The organism is Mesorhizobium sp. B2-1-3A (genome assembly GCF_006442655.1).
Taxonomy (GTDB): Bacteria; Pseudomonadota; Alphaproteobacteria; order Rhizobiales; family Rhizobiaceae; genus Mesorhizobium.
Genome location: NZ_VFWK01000006.1, coordinates 178192 through 196494, shown reverse-complemented (window position 1 = coordinate 196494; position 18303 = coordinate 178192). Strand labels below are relative to the sequence as shown.

Here is an 18303-nt window from a genome sequence, read left to right as displayed (position 1 = left end):
TTTTACGTTGCGCCTCAAGGCACCAGCCAACGAGGCCGCCGGTATATAGTGATATCCTCATCCAATGTCGACTCCTCCCAACCGTGCCCACAGGTTGCACCAAAGTCGCACCCCCGCGCACCCATCAAAAGGTTTCGACCCAGGGCCTCAGCTCCATTTCCCAGGTCCAGGCGCTGCGGTGCTGGCGATGGATGGAGAGATAGGCCTCGGCGATGGCGTCCGGAGACAGCCGGCGATCCGGCGGCCCGGACTCCTGTCCGGACGCGGCCGAGGCGATGGCGCCATCGATGATGAAATGCGCGACGTGGATGTTCTTCGGCGCCAGTTCACGGGCCATGGACTGGGCCAGTCCGCGCAAGCCGAATTTGGGCATCGCAAAGCCGGCGGAGCCGGCGAAGCCCTTCACGCTTGCTGTCGCGCCGGTGAAGAGGATCGAGCCCGAACCTAGAGCCACCAGCCGGCGTGCCGCCTGCTGGCCGACCAGGAACCCGCCATAGGCCCCAACCAGCAAAGCCTGCCGGACCGCCTCGGGATCGAGCTCGGCTATCGGCCCGCGAGCGCGTCCGCTGGCGTTGAAAACCACAAGCGAGAGCGGACCCGCCTTGTCGGCGACATCGAACAGACGCTCCACCGACGCGGGATCGGAGACATCCGTTGCCACGGCCTGCGCGCCTGTCTCAGCCTGCAATGCGCCGAGTTTCTCAATGTTTCGGGCGGCCAGAACGACGCTGAACCCTTCCTTGGCAAGGAGGCGCGCCAGCGAGGCGCTCAAGCCGGAGCCCGCACCGGCGATGACGGCGACATTGGATGTCATGAGACCTTTCCTCCTTGCACGGATTGCGGTCGATGGCTGGCGAATGAACGGTGTTGAAGCTTGCCGGATCAGCGCGGCGGCGGCAACGCCGAGGCACGTGGAATTGCTCCAGAAAAATGGCCGGGCGCGAAAGCGGCCCGGCCAAAAAGAAGGTCATAACCTTCAGAGGGGAACACCGCTCAGTGAAATGGGAGGAAAACACCGAACGGATTTTTCTCTTTTGAACCGATTCTCGGACAGATACGACGGATGATTTTCTAAAGATTGGTCAGAATAGCGAAAATTCTGTCCCTTCTTCTTCAGGAAGCTCAACCAACCCGGCTTTCCCCTTCAAGCAGATCCGCGTAGTGGCGCCGCGCGACGTCGGGATGCGAGCGCAGCCGGCTTTTCAGCACATTGGTCCCGACATCGCGAAACAGCGGATTGTCCGGATCGCTGGCCGGTCCACGCGCCTGCGCCGCCAATTCCTCGGAAAGGCCAAGCAACGGTATCGTCGCATCGAGCCTTGCGCTGAAGAAGAACGGCACCGAAATGCGTTCAACGCCGGCGGGTGGCGTCACGACCCGATGCACTGTCGCGCGCAAATAGCCGTTGGAGGCCAGTTCGAGCAATTCGCCGATATTGACGACGAGTGTGCCGGGAATGGGATCGACATCGACCCAGGCGCCGTCATAGTCGACTTGCAGCCCCTTGTTGTCATCCTGGAGCAGCAGCGTCAGGAAACCGCCATCCTTGTGCGCGCCCACGCCCTGGTCGCCGACGGTTGCATCGCGGCCGGGGTAGCGCACGATCTTCATGCGATGGTTGGGCTCCCCGCGATAGATCGGGTCGAAGGCGTCCTCGGGCTGATCGAGCGACAGCGCGAAGGCTTTGAGCAACCGGATCGCCACGGCCGTCACCTTGCTCTGCCAGGCAAGCAGCGCCGGCTTGAGGTCCGGCAGCGCCGCGGGCCACTGGTTCGGTCCCTGCAGCCGCGTCCAGGCGGGAACCCCCGGCCCTTGCGCGATTGCCGGGCGTTCAACGCCGATGTCGAGCTGCTCGCGCCAGTCCTCCTTGCCCTTGGTCAGTTCACCGCCCGCGCGCGTATAGCCGCGAAACTGAGAGGACTTGACCATCTCGATTGCAAGCTTGTCGGCTTCCGGCAAGGCAAAGAAGTGACGCGATGCAGTGAGTACCTCGCTGATCTCCGCCCAGGAGATGCCATGTCCAGCCAGGTAGAAAAAGCCGATGTCGCGCGAAGCGGAGCGCAAGTCCGCCAGAAATGTCCGGCGTTCCGACGCGCCTTGCTCAAGACGGCTCAAATCGAGCACAGGCACTATTCTAGGCATATCAGGCTCCTTTCCCAGTGCTTTGCGGATGTTGCTTGAAACCTCCATCCGCAGAACACGGCCGATTGAACATGCAGGCACTTTTGCGCGACCATAGCCGCCATCAACGCGCGCAAGTCTCATCGACTTCGAATTGCCGGGAAAGAAACGATCGGCCCTTCGTCGCGGCCGCGACGAACAATTTTTCCATTCGGACGCGCGAGCTGATGAAGATCGCGATCATGCCGGGACAGGCAGACGCTGGGCGCGCCCAATCTCCCTCAATCCTGCCGGGCCGCCCTCAACAGCATGCCGAACAGGTCGCGCGGCTCATCGGGGTCTGCCAGCATGTCGAGTTCCTGGTAGAGGCCGGTCGACTTCAGCTGATCCCTGACATAGCGCAGCGCCGAAAAATCCTCGATGGCGAAGCCGACGGAATCGAACAGCGTGATCTGGCCGGCATCGCGCCTTCCTTGCACGGCGCCTGATATGACCTGCCACAGTTCAGTGACCTCATGATCCGGTGCGAGTTGCTGGATCTCGCCTTCGATACGGGTCTGCGGGGGATATTCGACGAAGATGTCGGAGCGCAACAGGATGTCGCGGTGCAGTTCTGTCTTGCCCGGGCAGTCGCCGCCGACCGCGTTGATGTGGACGCCGGAGCCGACCATGTTGTCGGTGAGAATGGTGGCATACTGCTTGTCGGCGGTGACGGTGGTGATGATGTCGGCGCCCTCGACCGCCTCCTGCGCGGTCGTGCAGGCGGTCATGTCGAAGCCGAGACCGGCCAGATTGCGGATGCATTTCTCGGTCGCCGAACGGTCGATATCGTAGAGGCGCAATGTGTCGATGCCGAGCAGTGCCTTGAAGGCCAGCGCCTGGAATTCGGCCTGGGCGCCGTTGCCGATCAGCGCCATGCTGCGGGAGCCGACTGGCGCCAGATGCTTTGCCGCAAGCGCCGACATCGCCGCCGTGCGCAGCGCGGTCAGGATGGTCATTTCCGACAAGAGCACCGGATAGCCGTTGTGGACATCGGCCAGCATGCCGAAGGCGGTGACCGTCTGGCGGCCCTCGCGCATGTTCTTGGGGTGGCCATTGACGTATTTGAAGCCATAGACCTCGCCGTCACTGGTCGGCATCAGTTCGATGACGCCCTCGGCGCTGTGCGAGGCGACACGCGGCGTCTTGTCGAACAGGTCCCAGCGGCGGAAATCATCCTCGATATAGCCGGCAAGTTCGACGAGGAAACGTTCGACGCCGATCTTCAGCACCAGCTTCATCATGTGGTCGACGCTGACGAACGGCACGATGTTGAGATTGGGGATCATTTTGTTTTCCTTGCCGGCGTTCCGGTCAGTCCTTGCGATGCGCGTTGTGCGCCTTCATCATCGCGGCAAGCGCCGGGTCTTTCTCCTCCAGCGCGCTGATGGCGCCACCCGTATCGTAAAGGCGCTCATCCTGCCCCATCTTGAACTTGGCTTCGAGCCGCTCGATCGGCAGGTCGAAGCCGATGATGTGAGGTATGCGCCGTTCCATGCCGCCGGGACCGAGTTCGCGCATGCGCCAGCGGTCGTCGCGACCCTTTTCCAGCACGTCGACCAGTTGCAGCAGATGCCGGGCAGTGGCGTGCTCGTCGAGTGGCACCGGATGGCCGTGGCAATGAACCACCGCAAAGTTCCAGGTCGGCGCGCTGTCGCGCACCGGGTTGCGCGGATACCAGGAGGACGAGATGTAGCCATGCGGCCCGTGGAAAACGCCAACCGTCTCCCTGCCCTGCGCAATCAGCTCGCTGTGCGGATTGGCCCTGGCGAGATGCGAGACCAGCGTTCCGTTTGCGCCCCGCGTACGGTCGAGCACGAACGGCAGATGCGAGACGACGAGCCCTTGCGGCCCTGCTGTCACCACCGTGGCGAAGGCGGCCGCCTCGATCAGGCCGAACACGGCGTCGCGCGACAGCGGCGCGAATTCCGGCTTGCTGTACATCAGATCAGCTACGCTGGACCCGGACCGCCGGGATCAGGCCTTGCGGCCGCAACAGCAGCACGGCGATGACACCCGACAGCACGATCGCGTCGCGATAGGGCGCGATCGCCGCCGGCAGCGTCGCCTGCAGCAGCACCTCGATGATGCCGAGCAGGAAACCGCCCGCGACAGCACCCGGCAGGCTGCCCAGCCCACCGACGACGGCGGCGATGAAGGCTTTCAGCACCGGCGTGAAGCCCATCAGCGGATCGACCGAGGCGCGCTGCGCCACCCACAGCATGGCCGCCAACCCCGCCAGCAAGCCGGAGAGCAGGAAAGCGGTGGCGATGATGCGGCTGGCCGGAATGCCCATCAGGCGCACGACGTCGAAATCCTCCGCCGCCGCGCGCATCGCCGTGCCGGTCACCGAGCGGCGCAGGAAGACCTCCAGCGCAATCAGCGCCAGCGCCGAGACGACGATCGAGATGCTGGGACCGACGCCGATGGTGAAATCACCGAAGGAGAAGGCGCCGGTCATCCAGCCGGGCATGGCGACAGCCTGCGGCCGGGCCGAAATGCCGTTCTGAAAAACAACTTTCAAAAGGCTGGACACGGCGAAACTGGTCAGCAGAAGACTGGTGACGCTGGCGCCACGCATCGGCCTGAAGGCGATACGCTCCATGGCGACAGCGGCGAGCGCGCCGCAGGACACGGCGACAAGCACGGCCACCGGGAAGGGAAAGCCGAGCACCAGCGAAGCCAGGAGCGCATAGCCCGACAGCGTCATCAGCTCGCCATGGGCGAAATTGATGAGGCCGACGATGGAGAAGACGATCGCCAGGCCGAGTGCCAGCAGCGCATAGACGCCGCCGAGGCTGACCGCATTGATGATCTGCTGCGCGACCATGCTTCTCAAGCTCCCAGATAGGCCTGGCGGACGAGGTCCGAAGAGGCGAGTTCTTTTGCCGTGCCCGACAACACCACCTCGCCATTGGCGAGCACGACGGCACGGTCGGCGATTTCCAGCGCCAGTGCCACATTCTGCTCGACCAGAAGGATGGTCAGGCCCTTGCGGCGCAGTTCGGCAATCAGGTCGAAAACGGTGTCGATCAGTTGCGGGGCAAGGCCGAGCGATGGCTCGTCGAGCAGAATCATGCGCGGTTTGCCCATCAAGGCGCGGGCGATGGCCAGCATCTGCTGCTCGCCGCCGGACAGATTGCCGCCCTTGACGCGATGATAGCGACGCAGGATCGGAAACAGCTCCAGCATCTCCTCCTCGCGCACCCTCGCCTCGGCGGCGGGCTGATGCACCGCGCCGCCGAGACGCAGATTGTCGGCCACCGTCAGGCTGGCGAAGATGCGGCGGCCTTCGGGAACCAGCGCGACCCCCTTGCGGGCGATGGCCTCCGGAGCCAGGCCGGTAATGTCGGCCCCGTCGAACACCACCTTGCCGGACGCAGCCGGCACCAACCCGGCGACGGCGCCAAGCGTCGAGCTCTTGCCGGCGCCATTGGCGCCGACCAGCGCGATGATCTCGCCGCTGTCGACGGTGAGGTCGACACGGCGCACCGCCTCGACTTCGCCGTACCGGATTTTCAGGGCTTCGACGCTCAGCATGGCATCACGGCGCGGGAACGTCGGCGGCGGCGGGGATCAGGGTTTCGACATGCTTGCCCTCGCCGCCATCGTAGCGCATCAACGCCACGGGCCTGAGCGGCATGCGGTCGGTGCCGGCATAGGTGATCTTGCCGGTGATGCCCTCGAAATCCTTGAGGTTAGCGATGGCGTCGCGGATGGCCTTGGGATCGTCGGAGCCGGCGGTCTTGACCGCCTGGTCGAGGATCAGGCCGATCTCGTAGCCATTGACCTCATAGGTCGATTCCGGCGCGTGGCCGGCATATTTGGTGAAGGCGGCGTTGAAGGCCTCGAGTTTGCTGCCCGGCTCGGCATAGCCGGCCGCGGTATAGACGACGCCGTCGACCAGCTTGCCAAGGGCCTTGATGGTCGGCGTGCCGATGGCATCGGCGCCATAGACCGGGATGGTGACGCCGGCGCCACGCAATTGCTGGATGAAGGCCGGGAAATCCGGCTCATAGGCGGCCGTCATGATCAGGTCCGGCTTGTCGGCCAAGCCTTTGATATTGGTGATCTCGGCGGAAAAGTCCGGCTGGCCCATTGTGAAGGTGCCGCGGCCGACGACGGCGCCGCCCTTCTTTTCGAACACCTTGCCGAAATATTCCGGCAGGTTGGCGGTGTAGGTGGAGTCCGGCGAGGTCAGCAGGAACACTTTCTTCTTGCCTTCGGAGACGGCGAAATCGGCCACCGCCGTCGCCTGCACATTGTCGGCCGGATAGGTGCCGAACATCACGTCACCGACGGCGCCGGTGAGCACGGGGGCAGAGCCGCACAAGGTCAAAGTCGGGATGCCGAGCGGCTGGGTCAGCTGGCCGGCCGAAATCGAGGGATCGGCGTCGCAGGGCGTGATCATGATCTTGGCGCCGGCGTCGATCAGTTCCTGGGCGACGGTGGCGGTCTGCGCGGTGTCGGAGCGCGTGTCCTTGATCAGCAGCTTGACGGTGTATTTGCCGCCGAGCCCGCCCTTGGCGTTGAGCTCGTCAAGCGACATGCGCAAGCCGGCAAGGGCCGGCTGGTCGTAGGGGGCAAGGCCGCCGGTCTGTGCGGTCGCCGCACCGATGATGATCTCCTCGGCACTCGCCGTCGAAATGGCGGCGATGCCGGACACCGCCGCGCACAGGGCAGCGCGGTGGAGGCGATAGAGGCTTGGCATGTCGGTTCTCCTTCTGGATTTGTTATCGTTGGCTGTCGTCGTTGCGGTCTATGCTGGCTGGTTTTCAGGTGTTGCGGTCTTGGCGCGCGCCGTGCGGCTGCCGAGATAGGCGGCGATGACGGCGGGGTTGTTCTGGACATCGGCCGGCGTGCCGTCGGCGATGACGCGGCCGTGATCGATGACGACGATGCGCTCGCAAAGGTTCATCACCAGCCGCATGTCATGCTCGATCAGCACGACGCCGATGCGGCGCTCGGCGCGCACCGCCGACAGGATGGAGACGAGTTCGGCGGTCTCGACGGCGTTCATGCCGGCGGCCGGTTCGTCGAGCAGCAAGAAGCGCGGCTTCAGCGCCAGGGCGCGCGCCACTTCCAGCCGACGGCGCTGGCCATAGGCAAGCCGGGCCGCCGGCTGGTCGGCTGACTTCTCCAGACCCATGCGGGACAGTTCGCGCATGGCGGCCGCCTCGGCGCGGCCGAGATCAGGTTCGACCTGGCGGGCGGCGACGACGACGTTTTCCAGCACGGTCATGTGCGGAAAGATGCGGATGTTCTGGAAGGTGCGGGCAATGCCTGACCGCGCAAAGCGAAAGGCCGAGGCCTGCCGCACCACGCCGCCGACGGACACGGTTCCCGCACTGGGTTGCACATCGCCGGCCAGCATGTTGAGCAGCGTCGTCTTGCCGGCGCCGTTGGGTCCGATGATGCCGGTGATGCTGTCGGTCTCGAAGCTCAAGCTGACGTCATCGACGGCGACGACGCCCGCATAGCGGCGCGACAGATGATCGGCCACCAGCCGGTCAGCAGCAACCTGCTGCGGCAGCGCGGCCGAAGCCATGTCCGCCCGGCGCCCGGATCGGCGCAGAAGGTTGAGCTCACGCTCGCCGAAAAGGCCGGTGGGCCGGCGCCAGATGACCAGGATCATGGCGATGGCCAGCACGCCCTGGGTCAGGCCGAAGAGAACAGGCAAATGCAGGCCGAGCACCTCGCCGCCGCCCTCGAAGCGGCGCACCACCTCGATCACCACGATGGTGACGATGACGCCGGCGAAGGCGCCGAGCGAGGAGGTCATGCCGCCGACGATCAGCATGGCGAGCATGGTGAAGCCGAGATCGAAATAGAAGTCGCGCGGCGAAAACGCGCCCAGGAACTGCGCCATCATGGCGCCGGCGGCCATGGCAGCGACAACGCCCGCCACCCAGGCGGCGAGCCGCGCCGTGCGCTGGTCAACGCCGACAGCGGCGGCGCCTCGCTCGTCATTGGCGGCGGCGCGGGTGGCAAGACCGAAGGAGGTCTCGCGAAACAGCCTCGCCGCGATCAGCGTCACCGAGGCGATCGCCGCGGCGGTCCACAACCCGACCTCTCGCGGCACGCCGTAGAAGGGCTGGCTGCCCCGGGTGATCTCGCGTCCGGCGACCAGCAGCGTGTAGACGATGATCAGCATGGCGAGCGTGGCGATCGAGGCACTCGATCCGGTCAGTCGAAGCAAGGGCGTGCCGGTCAGCAGACCTATGACAACAGCTAGAACCAGGACGACGGCCAGCGCCGCGAAGAAGGAAAGTTGGTACCCGCCAAGGAATTCCGGCAGATCGCGCAGCGCCGTGCGCTGCAGTGCGCTCGGCATGGTGAGAATACCGGTGGCGTAGGCGCCAAGGCCTACAAAGGCGGCCTGACCGAAAGAGACGATGCCGCTATTGCCGGAGAAAATCTGCAGCCCAAGCACGGCCGTCAGCATGATCGCGGCATAGGTGACGACGCGCTGCATAGCGGCGCCGCCGAAGATGAAGGCGGCAAGCGCCACCAAGAGCAGCACCGCCACCATGCACAAGGCATCGGCCGTGGCGTTGCGAAACGCGGCCGGCATGAAGCCGCGCGGCTTGCTCCCGCCCATCATCACCGCCGCCATCACGCGGCCTTGAAACGGCTGGGCGAAAACGGCGCCAGGATCGGCTGAGCGCCTTCGATGACCAGTTTGGCGATTGCCTCGCCGACGGCTGGCCCGGTCTTGAAACCGTGACCTGAGGACCCTGCCGAAACGACCAGACCTTCGACACCGGGCATGGCGCCGATGACCGGCAGGTCGTCGGGGCTCATATCGTAGAGCCCGGCATAGCCGGGGCGGATGCCAAGCTCGGCCATTGCGGGCACACGGGCAGCAAAGGTCTCCAGGATCTCGACCGATTCGGATTCTTCGACGCCTTCCATGTAGGTGTCGGGGTTCTCGACGAAACGCGGCCGGCCGGCGTGTTCGTGACGCAGGCCGGTGCCGCCGCCCGCCCAGGTGCCGGCCAGGATGACGCCGTCATTGTCGGGCCGCGCGTAGTTGCAGGAAATGTCATCGCACCAGGCGAACGGCATCACATGCCTAGCCTTGCCGGCGGCGTCGAGCACGGCCATCGGATGGCGCTCGACATGCAGCGGCAGATCGAGGCCGGCCGTCGCCAGCAGGCGGCGTGTCCAAGGGCCGGCGGCCAGCACGACCGTATCGGCCTCCAGCACTGTGCCATCGGTCAAGGTGACACCGGTGATGCGGTCTCCCTGCCGTCGGAGGTTTTCGACAAGCGTGTTCTGCAGGATCTTAGCGCCATTGGCACGGGCGGCGCGGGCGATGGCGTTGGTGGCGCCGAAGGCATCGGCATAGCCATATTCGGGTTCCCACAGCGCCAGTGCGACATTGTCCAGCGCGAAACCAGGCGCTGCATCCGCAAAGGCTTGCGGCGACAAGGTCTCGATCCGCGCGCCCTCGCCGCGAATGCGTTCGGCCGCCGCCTTCCAGCCCGCCACATTGTCGTTGCCGCAGACCCACATCATGCCGATCTCGGTGACGAAGGACCCCTCGCCCGCGATCTCGGGCAGCGACACCAGGATCTCGCGGCCACGGATGGAAAGCTGCGACAATTCCGGCATCAGGTAGAAGGCATGCAGCAGCGCCGAAGACTTGCCTGACGGACCGCCGGCGGGATGGGTCTGCTCGATCAGCACGACATTCGCACCGGCCTTGGCCAGATGATAGGCGGTGCTCGATCCAACAATTCCAGCACCAACGACGATGACGTCGCTTCCGTTTCGCATGGCTGTTCCCCACAGTCTCTTGGCTGCTTTCCGACAAGGTAAGGCTACTCTCCCGACTATGTCAACATCTCTTCATTGTTGACCTGAATTAAAATCCCTGTAATAAACTCGACATAACGAGGCTAAGAGCCCAACACCTATTTCGGGGAGGCCAATGGCGATACGCGATGTTCTGATGCGCGGGGATCTGGCGCTGACGCCATCGGAGGAGAAGATCGTCCGGCTGCTGTTGACGGACTATCCGACCTCCGGCCTCGGCACCGCCTCGTCGCTTGCCCGACGTGCCGGCGTCAGCGATCCGACCGTGGTCAGGCTGGTGGTCAAGCTCGGCTATGAAGGCTTTCCGGACTTCCAGGCAAAGCTTCTGGCCGAAGTCGAGGCCAGGCTGCATTCACCGCTGTTGATGATGGAGGCAAAGCGGCAGAGCGGCTCAAGCGACAGCGCCGTGCTCGCCTATCTCGATTCCGTCACCGCGGCCCTGCAGAAAGCCACCGCCGCGACGCCGGTGCAGACCTATGAGCGGGCCGCTCGCCTTTTGATGGAGGCCAAGGGTGAGATCGTGCTGGTCGGGGGCCGGTTCAGCCGCCACATCGCCGGCATGCTGGCCGGATATCTCGTGCAGTTCCGCACCGGTGTCCGCGATCTCGGCGTGCTCTCCCCCCAGGCATTCGACACGCTGGCCGACCTCGGCCGCCGTGACGTGCTCGTCGTCTTCGACTATCGCCGCTACCAGCTCGACGTGATGGCCTATGCAAGCCAGGCAGCGGCGCATGATGTACGCATCCTGCTTTTCACCGACCAATGGCTGTCGCCGATATCGGATCTCGCCGAAGTCACGATCGTCAGCCCGCTCGAAGTCGCCTCGCCCTACGACACGCTGGCGCCGGCAATCGCACAGATGGAAGCGCTCACAGCCCACATCGTTTCGACGTTGGGCGACGACGCCCGGGCTCGCATCGAGAGGATCGAGAAAGTGCGGCACGCCAATGCGGTGACGCTCGACAGCGACCCGCAAGAGAACGGCGCACGCCAGGCAGCCGGACCACGCAAGACACCCGGACCCAAATCACCAAAGCAGGACGACAAAGCATGACCCAAGCCTTATCCAAGCAGGCCTTACCCAAGCGAGACGAAGCCTTCCGTGCCGGCGAGACGGCGCTGCTGCTCGTCGACATGCAGCGCATCTGGCTGGAACCGGGCGCCGATCCCTCGCATCCGGAGCGCGGCCCCGACCATTATTTCTACCGCAAGACATCCTCGCAGACGATCCCCAACCAGGAGCGGCTGCTGGCGGCGGCGCGCGCCAATGGCGTCGAGGTGCTGCACACCATCATCCAGAGCCTGACCGAAGACGGCCGCGATCGCTCGCTCGACCACAAGCTGACGCCGATCCATGTCGCGCCGAGCCTCCCCGAGGGCCTGCCGGTTGCATCGCTGGCGCCGGTCGGCGACGAGATCATGCTGCCGAAGACCTCGTCCGGCATCTTCAACTCGACCAATGTCGACTATCTCCTGAAGAACCTCGGCATCCGCTACCTCGTCGTGGTCGGCGTGCTCACCGACCAATGCGTCGACATGACCGTGCGCGATGGCGCCGACCGAGGCTATCTCGTCACCTGCGTGTCGGACGCCTGCGCCACGATCACCCAGGAGCGCCACGATATCGCGCTGAAGGCTTTCGGCGGCTATTGCTGGGTCAGCGACACCGACACCGTCGTCGATCGTTTCAACGCCCTGGGAAAAAAGGCATGACATCGACCGTCGAGCCCCTCGTTGCCGTCGTCACCACGGATCTCTGCGCCGTCACGCGGGGCCGCTTCGTTGTCGAAAGCAGACTGCAGAAGACCGCGACAACCGGTGTCGGCTGGCTGCAGGCCAATCTGTCGATGACGCCGTTCAATTCCATCGTCGATCCCAATCCCTGGGGGTCGTCCGGCGATCTGCGGCTGATCCCCGATCTGGAGGCGCGCTTCCGCACCGAACGGACCGGAGCGGCGACGCCGTTCGACATGGTGGCCGGCGACATCGTCGAGCTCGACGGCAGCCCGTGGCTCGGCTGCACGCGGACCATGCTCAGGGATGCGCTGGCGGAGCTGAAGGCAGCGACCGGCCTTTCCGTCATCGCCGCCTTCGAGCATGAGTTCCACATTGCCGGCGGCAGCTTCGCGCCGGCGCATTCGATGTCCTTCGCCGCGCTGCGCCGCACCGATCCGTTCGCCCCCAATCTGATGGCGGCACTGGAGGAGGCTGATGTCGGCCCCGAGGTGGTCATCGCCGAATTCGGCGACGAGCAGTTCGAAGTGACGCACGAGCCCGCCGATGCGCTGACGGCTGCCGACCGCGCCGTCGCCATCCGTGAGATCACGCGCGAAGTGGCGCGCAATGCCGGCTGGCGCGCGAGCTTCGCGCCCAAGACAGCGCCAAATGCCGTCGGCAATGGTGTGCACATCCACTTCAGCTTCGTCGACGAGGCCGGCAAGCCGGTGACCTACGACGCGGCGCAACCTGGCGGCCTGTCCGCCAAGGCTGGCGCCTTCTGTGCCGGCGTGCTGCGTCACCTACCGGCGATCACCGCCATGACGGCGTCGAGCGTGTCGTCCTTCTACCGGCTGAAGCCGCATAGCTGGAGTTCGTCCTACACCTGGCTCGCCGACCGCGACCGCGAAGCGTCGCTGCGCATCTGTCCGACGGTGACGATCGGCGGACGTGATCCCGCGCGGCAATATAATGTCGAATACCGGGCAGCCGACGCCACCGGCAACCCCTATTTGTCGCTGGCGGCGATCATCCGCGCCGGGCTGGAGGGGCTGAAGGCGGACCTGCCGTCGCCGCCGCTGGTCACCGGTGACCCGACGCTGATGAGCGAGGCGGAGCGGACAAAGCTCGGCCTGGTGCGGCTGCCCGAGACCTTGCCGGCGGCGCTGGATGCGCTTCTGGCCGACAAGACCGTCACGGGATGGTTCGCGCCTGTCTTCATCGAGACCTTTGTCGGGCTGAAGCGCCATGAGGCCGAGCGTCTGGCCGGCCTCGACCCGGCCGCCATCTGCGATCTCTACCGGACGCTTTATTGATGACTGCGCAGACTGGAAAAGATTGGCCCGACGCCGTCGAGGCTCTCAACGAGCACGGCCACTCGGATATTGTCCTGCTGTGCGAGCATGCGTCCAACCACATGCCAGCCGAGTATCGGCAGCTCGGCCTCGATGCCAGCCATCTGCAGCGCCACATCGCCTGGGATATCGGCGCCGCGGAAGTGACGCGCATCTTGTCGGCACGGCTCGATGCGCCCGCCTTCCTCAGCGGCTATTCGCGGCTTCTGATCGACCTCAACCGGCCATTGGGCACCCCGGGCAGCATTCCGGTGCTGTCGGAAGATACCGGCATTCCCGGCAATGTCGGCATCGATGCGGCGGAACGGGACCGACGCGCCAAAGTCATGTTTTCGCCTTTCCATGACCGGGTGGCCGCACATCTCGATCGACGGGTGGCCGAAGGGCGGCCAACGCGGATCGTAACGATCCACTCCTTCACGCCGGTCTTCCTGGGGGTCGCCAGGCCATGGCATGCGGGTGTGCTGCATGAGCATGCCGCCGGGCTCGCCGAAGCGATCCTTTCGGGCCTGCGCGCCGACGCGGCACTCAATGTCGCGGCCAATGTGCCCTATGTGATCAGCCGTGACGCCGATTACGCAGTGCCCATTCACGGCGACGATCGCGGCATCCCCGCCGTCCTTATCGAAATCCGGCAGGATCTGCTGGCAAACAGGGCCGGCATCGAGGAGTGGGCGGACCGCCTTGCGGCGGCACTGCCGGCACACGAGACGGAGACGGTTTCGTGAGCAATCTGAGCCTGCGCGAACGCGACGCTGCGACCATCGCGCAGATCGGCAAGCTGCGCTTCTCGCCGCTCAGCGTCGTCGGAGGTCAGGGTAACAGGCTGATCGAGGAAGGCGGCCGCTCGCTGCTCGACCTGTCGGGATCGGCCGGCCCGGCGGTGCTCGGCTATGGCCATCCGGCTGTCGTCGAAGCGGTCGAGACCTCGGTCCGGAACATGGCGGGCGCCAGCCTGCTGCTCTATCCGAACGAGCCCGCCGTTTCTCTGGCTGAGCGGTTGCTCGCGATCACACCGGGAGAAGGAGAGCGGCGCGTCTGGTTCGGCCATTCCGGGTCGGACGCCAATGACTGCGCGGTGCGGGTGCTGCAGGCGGCCACCGACCGTTCGCGATTCATCTCCTTCATCGGCTCCTATCACGGCAACCTCTCCGGCTCGATGGGCATCAGCGGCCACACCGCCATGACACATACGCTGCCGCGACCGGGCGTGGTGCTGCTGCCCTACCCCGATCCGTTCCGGCCGAACTTCAGCGGCGAGGAGGTGCTTGCCCTGCTCGATTACCAGTTCGAGACCACCTGCCCACCGCATCAGGTCGCGGCCGTGTTCATCGAACCGCTGATGTCGGATGGCGGGCTGATCGTGCCGCCACCGGGGTTCCTGAAAGCACTGCAGGAACGCTGCCGCAAACATGGCATCAGGATCGTTGTCGACGAGGTCAAGGTCGGGCTCGCCCGCAGCGGCATGATGCACTGCTTCCAGCACGAAGGACTGACGCCGGACCTCGTCGTGTTCGGCAAGGGCATCGGCGGCGGGCTGCCGCTGTCGGCCGTGGTCGGGCCCAAGGAGATCATGGACCATGCGCCGGCCTTCGCCTTGCAGACCACCGCCGGCAATCCGGTGGCGACATCGGCAGGCAATGCGGTGCTGAAGACGATCGAGCGCGAAGGCCTGGTCGAACGCTCGGCGCGGATCGGCACGCTGTTCTCCGGCGCACTGCGGGTGCTTGGCGCAAAGCACGAGATCATCGGCGATGTGCGCGGCCGCGGCCTCGCCATCGGCGTCGACCTGGTCAAGGACCGCGTGACCCGCGAGCCGGTGCCTGCCACGACCACGGCCAAGATCATTTATCGCGGCTATGAGCTGGGCGCGGCCTTCACCTATGTCGGGCTGAAGGCCAATGTGCTCGAGTTTATGCCGCCGCTGACATTGACCGAGGACGAAGTGGCCGAGGGCGTGGCGATCGTTGACCAGGCGATCGCCGACGTGAACGCCGGCAAGGTCTCGGATGCGGATGTCGCGTCCTTCATGATGTGGTGAAGAAGAAACGCGCGCTCCATCAATTTTGCGCCAGCGGATCGGTCCTGTCTCCTGAAACATGAACGGAAGAGCTGTGACCCATCGCTCTGCGAGAGCCCGCGCCTCTGGCGGAGGCGCGGGCTTTCGTCACTGCAACGCGGCCGGCTCAGGCAGCGCGCTGGCTTTGCTTCGGCCGCAAGTTCTGGTTCATGCGGAACATGTTCAGCGGGTCATAACGCTGCTTGATCTCAAGAAGCCGCTGGTAATTGCCGCCATAGGCCGCTTCGACCCGGTCGACCTCGTCCTCGGGCATGAAGTTCACATAGGCCGTGCCGGCGGCATAGGGTTTGGCCGCCTCATAGAGGCCGCGCGCCCAACCGATGCAGGCCCTGTCCATCGCCGGTTCGCGCCAGCGGGCATGGACATTCATGACGAAGTGCGAGCTGCGTTGCGGAAACGCCGTTGCGTTCTGCGCCACTCGGCCCGCCGCACCGCCGACATGGCCGATGAATATCTCGCATTCCGGTCCGGGGAGCTCACGTATCGCTTCGGTGACGATCTCGGCCGCCCTGTCGGAAAGCTCGGTGAAGTCATGGCTTTTCCAGTAGTTGCGGGCGCCCGGGGTGAGCAATGGGTCGAATGCCTGCTGCCAGCCGGTGAACGGGTTGGGGCCGACGACATCGGCAATCGGCGAGCCGATGGCGCGAAGCTTCTTCGTCGCCTTTTCACCTGCCTGGAGATCACCGCAATAGCACATGGCCAGCACCAGAACATCCTTGCCATGCCACTCGGCGGGCAGGAAGGGCAGCGGCGGCGCTTGCCGCATGACCACCCAGCAGGTCAGTTCGTCGGGCGCCGTTTCGAGCGCCTGGCGATACTCCTCCAGCACCTTCTCGGCATCGGCGAAAGGATGGACGACAAGCCCCGACAGAACCTGCGGACCCATCTGGTGAAGTTGAAACTCGAATGCCGTGACAATGCCGAAATTGCCGCCGCCGCCACGCAGCGCCCAGAACAGGTCCGGATTTTCCGTCTCGCTGGCGCGCAGCAACTTGCCGTCGGCGGTGACCACATCGGCGGAGACAAGATTGTCGATGGTCAGGCCGAATTTGCGGGTGATCCAGCCAAAGCCACCGCCCAGCGTCAGGCCTGATATGCCGGTGGTCGAATTGATGCCTGTCGGCACCACCAGCCCAAAGGCCTGCGTTTCGCGGTCGACATCGGCAAGCGTAGCGCCAGGCCCGACCCATGCCCGCTGTGCGGCGGGATCGACCCGCACCGACTTCATCGGCGACAGATCGATCATCAGACCACCGTCACAGACGGCGCTGCCGGCAATGTTATGGCCGCCGCCGCGCACGGAGACGAGAAGCCTGTTTTCCCTGGCGAAATTCACGGCACGGATGACGTCGGAGGCGCCGACGCAACACACAATCAGCCCCGGCCGTCGGTCGACCGTGGCATTCCAGATGGTGCGGGCTTCGTCGTAGGCGGCGTCTCCCTGCTGAAGCAGTGTGCCGCGCAATTGTACGGAAAGCACTTCGATGGCTGCGGTGTCGACTGTCGTCTTGCCGCGATCAAGCGTGGTGAGGCTCATGCTGTTCATGGTTTCCTCCCGATTTGCTTATGAGCCGTTCTCCTTCAAACGCCTTCAATTCTGCTCCCATATTAGATGTCGCGCAAGTTCATGCAGGCTTTGAGCCAGATGGTGGGCCGCCGCTTGGTGCGCATCCAGTTGCCAGTGGTCGAAGGTGACTTGGCCGACGCCGCTAAGCATGCTGGAGCGGCTGACGGGAACGGCGCATGGTCGAAAAAATCCTGGCCTGCATGTCACACTGTCAGATGCTGCCTCGTCATGTGGACGGCACCAACAGAAGGAAGCCAACCATGACCGCAAAAATCGATCTCTTCGCCGTCGCCCCTTCGCTGATGAAGAACTGGCAGCGCTCCTCGATCGAACTCTCCGCAGCCGCCAGCCTCGAGCACAGCCTCACCGAACTGGTGAAGCTGCGCGCCTCGCAGATCAATGGCTGTGCCAACTGCATCAATCTCCACGCGACGGAGGCGCGCGAGAACGGTGAAACCGAGCAGCGCATCTATCTTTTGCCAGCCTGGCGCGAGGCACCCTGCTACAGCGACCGCGAACGCGCGGCCCTTGCCTGGACCGAGGCCTTGACCCGGCTCTCGGAAGGTACCAGCCATGCTAGTGTCTATGAAGAGCTGAAGGCGCATTTCACGGAGGAGGAGCAGATCAAGCTCACCTTGACGATCAACATCATCAATGCCTGGAACCGTATCGCCGTCGGTTTCGGCCTGTATGCCGACCCGGCCGCCGTGAAGGCCGCCCGGGTGGCCACGGCCTAATGACGAGCGCAGCGCCCGACGATGCCGCGGCGGACTTCGGTCCGCTGCGTCCCAAGCTCATGCGCGTCGCCTACCGCATGCTAGGCTCGGTGTCGGACGCCGAGGATGCCGTGCAGGAGGCCTTCATCCGCTGGATGAAGGCCGACCGCGGCGCGGTACGCGAACCCGAGGCATTCCTGCGCCGCACGGTGACACGCCTGTGCCTCGACCAGCTCAAATCCGCGTGGCACAAACGCGAGACCTATGTCGGCCCCTGGCTTCCCGATCCCGTGGTGGAAGACGACGAGGTGGAAGACGTCACCTTGCCATTGATGCTGGTGCTGGAGCGCCTGTCTCCGCTCGAGCGGGCGGCCTTTCTTCTGCACGATGTGTTCGGCCTGGGATTCGACGAGGTCGCGGCCGCGATAGAACGCGACCCGGCGGCCTGCCGCCAGCTCGCGACCCGAGCGCGTGGCCATGTCCGCGAGGCGCGGCCCCGCTTCACGGTGGAAAGGCAACGCGGCCTGGCACTTGCCGAGGCCTTCTTCACGGCTTCGCGCAGCGGTGACATGAAGGCGCTTGGCGCGATGCTGACGGCAGACGTCAGCGCCCATGCGGATGGCGGCGGCAAGCGTCCGGCAGCCGCCGAGCCGGCCCTGGGTTTCGACGCCGTCATGAAGCAATATGAACAGGTGGCGGCCTGGTTGCGCACGCATGGCTCAAAACTTGTCCGCGTCGGTTTCATCAACGGCTTGCCGGGGTTCGTCACCCTGGAAGCCGATGGCGAACTCCAGACCACCGCACTCGACATCGAGGACGGCAGGATCGCGGCCATCTATGTCGTGCGTAATCCTGACAAGCTCAGGCACCTACACTAGGAGCCGGATT

17 protein-coding genes are annotated in these 18303 nt (G+C 64.9%); 7 read left to right on the top strand and 10 right to left on the bottom strand.

Annotation, left to right across the window (positions count from 1 at the left end; all coding sequences use genetic code 11):
• Positions 1-124: 124 nt before the first annotated feature.
• The 9 genes from FJ977_RS25410 to FJ977_RS25370 all read right to left on the bottom strand — a co-directional run bounded on the left by FJ977_RS25410 (position 125) and on the right by FJ977_RS25370 (position 9942).
• Positions 125-814 carry an SDR family NAD(P)-dependent oxidoreductase gene (locus tag FJ977_RS25410; RefSeq protein WP_140774916.1) on the bottom strand — a complete coding sequence of 230 codons (690 nt, stop codon included), beginning with the start codon at positions 812-814 and terminating at the stop codon, positions 125-127.
• 308 nt (positions 815-1122) lie between these two features.
• Positions 1123-2142, bottom strand: coding sequence for an isopenicillin N synthase family oxygenase (locus FJ977_RS25405; protein ID WP_140774915.1), 1020 nt, complete (start codon positions 2140-2142; stop codon positions 1123-1125).
• Between the two features lie 260 nt (positions 2143-2402).
• The gene (locus tag FJ977_RS25400) at positions 2403-3449 is read right to left on the bottom strand and encodes an ornithine cyclodeaminase (RefSeq protein ID WP_140774914.1); all 1047 of its coding nucleotides are present in this window, start codon (positions 3447-3449) and stop codon (positions 2403-2405) included.
• 25 nt (positions 3450-3474) lie between these two features.
• Positions 3475-4104, bottom strand: coding sequence for an FMN-binding negative transcriptional regulator (locus FJ977_RS25395; RefSeq protein ID WP_140774913.1), 630 nt, complete (start codon positions 4102-4104; stop codon positions 3475-3477).
• A gap of 4 nt (positions 4105-4108) precedes the next feature.
• The gene (locus FJ977_RS25390) at positions 4109-4990 is read right to left on the bottom strand and encodes a branched-chain amino acid ABC transporter permease (RefSeq protein ID WP_140774912.1); all 882 of its coding nucleotides are present in this window, start codon (positions 4988-4990) and stop codon (positions 4109-4111) included.
• Between the two features lie 5 nt (positions 4991-4995).
• A complete protein-coding gene (locus FJ977_RS25385; RefSeq protein WP_056565325.1) occupies positions 4996-5700 on the bottom strand; it encodes an ABC transporter ATP-binding protein in 705 nt (234 codons plus the stop codon).
• A gap of 4 nt (positions 5701-5704) precedes the next feature.
• Positions 5705-6871 carry an ABC transporter substrate-binding protein gene (locus FJ977_RS25380; RefSeq protein ID WP_140774911.1) on the bottom strand — a complete coding sequence of 389 codons (1167 nt, stop codon included), beginning with the start codon at positions 6869-6871 and terminating at the stop codon, positions 5705-5707.
• Positions 6872-6919: 48 nt separating this feature from the next.
• Positions 6920-8764: a branched-chain amino acid ABC transporter ATP-binding protein/permease gene (locus FJ977_RS25375; protein WP_246683333.1), complete on the bottom strand. Its 1845-nt coding sequence runs from the start codon at positions 8762-8764 to the stop codon at positions 6920-6922.
• A gap of 11 nt (positions 8765-8775) precedes the next feature.
• Positions 8776-9942, bottom strand: a complete 1167-nt coding sequence (locus FJ977_RS25370) for an FAD-binding oxidoreductase (protein WP_140774909.1) — start codon at positions 9940-9942, stop codon at positions 8776-8778.
• A gap of 154 nt (positions 9943-10096) precedes the next feature.
• On the opposite strand from FJ977_RS25370, the gene FJ977_RS25365 reads away from it, so the two are divergent.
• The 5 genes from FJ977_RS25365 to FJ977_RS25345 are packed head-to-tail and all read left to right on the top strand — an operon-like array spanning position 10097 to position 15093.
• Positions 10097-11035 (top strand): MurR/RpiR family transcriptional regulator, encoded by a 939-nt coding sequence (locus FJ977_RS25365; protein ID WP_140774908.1) that lies wholly within the window; start codon positions 10097-10099, stop codon positions 11033-11035.
• Positions 11032-11694: an isochorismatase family cysteine hydrolase gene (locus FJ977_RS25360; RefSeq protein ID WP_140774907.1), complete on the top strand. Its 663-nt coding sequence runs from the start codon at positions 11032-11034 to the stop codon at positions 11692-11694. The genes FJ977_RS25365 and FJ977_RS25360 overlap by 4 nt, the downstream gene beginning before the upstream one ends.
• Complete coding sequence (locus tag FJ977_RS25355) at positions 11691-13013, top strand: glutamine synthetase (protein ID WP_140774906.1); 1323 nt, start codon at positions 11691-11693, stop codon at positions 13011-13013. Before FJ977_RS25360 ends, FJ977_RS25355 begins: the two co-directional genes overlap by 4 nt.
• On the top strand, positions 13013-13780 hold the full coding sequence (locus FJ977_RS25350) for an N-formylglutamate amidohydrolase (RefSeq protein ID WP_140774905.1): 768 nt from the start codon (positions 13013-13015) through the stop codon (positions 13778-13780). The genes FJ977_RS25355 and FJ977_RS25350 overlap by 1 nt, the downstream gene beginning before the upstream one ends.
• Complete coding sequence (locus FJ977_RS25345; protein WP_140774904.1) at positions 13777-15093, top strand: aspartate aminotransferase family protein; 1317 nt, start codon at positions 13777-13779, stop codon at positions 15091-15093. Before FJ977_RS25350 ends, FJ977_RS25345 begins: the two co-directional genes overlap by 4 nt.
• Before the next feature lie 145 nt (positions 15094-15238).
• Here the strand turns inward: FJ977_RS25345 and FJ977_RS25340 are convergent, their stop codons facing one another.
• On the bottom strand, positions 15239-16678 hold the full coding sequence (locus FJ977_RS25340; protein WP_140774903.1) for an FAD-binding oxidoreductase: 1440 nt from the start codon (positions 16676-16678) through the stop codon (positions 15239-15241).
• A gap of 281 nt (positions 16679-16959) precedes the next feature.
• Between FJ977_RS25340 and FJ977_RS25335 the strand changes: the two genes are divergently transcribed.
• Positions 16960-17436: a carboxymuconolactone decarboxylase family protein gene (locus FJ977_RS25335; protein ID WP_140774902.1), complete on the top strand. Its 477-nt coding sequence runs from the start codon at positions 16960-16962 to the stop codon at positions 17434-17436.
• The gene (locus tag FJ977_RS25330) at positions 17436-18293 is read left to right on the top strand and encodes a sigma-70 family RNA polymerase sigma factor (RefSeq protein ID WP_140774901.1); all 858 of its coding nucleotides are present in this window, start codon (positions 17436-17438) and stop codon (positions 18291-18293) included. The genes FJ977_RS25335 and FJ977_RS25330 overlap by 1 nt, the downstream gene beginning before the upstream one ends.
• Positions 18294-18303 lie beyond the last annotated feature (10 nt).

Coding starts and splice junctions, on each gene's coding strand:
- FJ977_RS25355 (WP_140774906.1), top strand. CDS start 11,691: ATGACATCGACCGTCGAGCCCCTCGTTGCCGTCGTCACCACGGATCTC.
- FJ977_RS25365 (WP_140774908.1), top strand. CDS start 10,097: ATGGCGATACGCGATGTTCTGATGCGCGGGGATCTGGCGCTGACGCCA.
- FJ977_RS25385 (WP_056565325.1), bottom strand. CDS start 5,700: ATGCTGAGCGTCGAAGCCCTGAAAATCCGGTACGGCGAAGTCGAGGCG.
- FJ977_RS25410 (WP_140774916.1), bottom strand. CDS start 814: ATGACATCCAATGTCGCCGTCATCGCCGGTGCGGGCTCCGGCTTGAGC.
- FJ977_RS25390 (WP_140774912.1), bottom strand. CDS start 4,990: ATGGTCGCGCAGCAGATCATCAATGCGGTCAGCCTCGGCGGCGTCTAT.
- FJ977_RS25370 (WP_140774909.1), bottom strand. CDS start 9,942: ATGCGAAACGGAAGCGACGTCATCGTCGTTGGTGCTGGAATTGTTGGA.
- FJ977_RS25380 (WP_140774911.1), bottom strand. CDS start 6,871: ATGCCAAGCCTCTATCGCCTCCACCGCGCTGCCCTGTGCGCGGCGGTG.
- FJ977_RS25375 (WP_246683333.1), bottom strand. CDS start 8,764: ATGATGGGCGGGAGCAAGCCGCGCGGCTTCATGCCGGCCGCGTTTCGC.
- FJ977_RS25330 (WP_140774901.1), top strand. CDS start 17,436: ATGACGAGCGCAGCGCCCGACGATGCCGCGGCGGACTTCGGTCCGCTG.
- FJ977_RS25400 (WP_140774914.1), bottom strand. CDS start 3,449: ATGATCCCCAATCTCAACATCGTGCCGTTCGTCAGCGTCGACCACATG.
- FJ977_RS25395 (WP_140774913.1), bottom strand. CDS start 4,104: ATGTACAGCAAGCCGGAATTCGCGCCGCTGTCGCGCGACGCCGTGTTC.
- FJ977_RS25335 (WP_140774902.1), top strand. CDS start 16,960: ATGACCGCAAAAATCGATCTCTTCGCCGTCGCCCCTTCGCTGATGAAG.
- FJ977_RS25360 (WP_140774907.1), top strand. CDS start 11,032: ATGACCCAAGCCTTATCCAAGCAGGCCTTACCCAAGCGAGACGAAGCC.
- FJ977_RS25405 (WP_140774915.1), bottom strand. CDS start 2,142: ATGCCTAGAATAGTGCCTGTGCTCGATTTGAGCCGTCTTGAGCAAGGC.
- FJ977_RS25340 (WP_140774903.1), bottom strand. CDS start 16,678: ATGAACAGCATGAGCCTCACCACGCTTGATCGCGGCAAGACGACAGTC.
- FJ977_RS25350 (WP_140774905.1), top strand. CDS start 13,013: ATGACTGCGCAGACTGGAAAAGATTGGCCCGACGCCGTCGAGGCTCTC.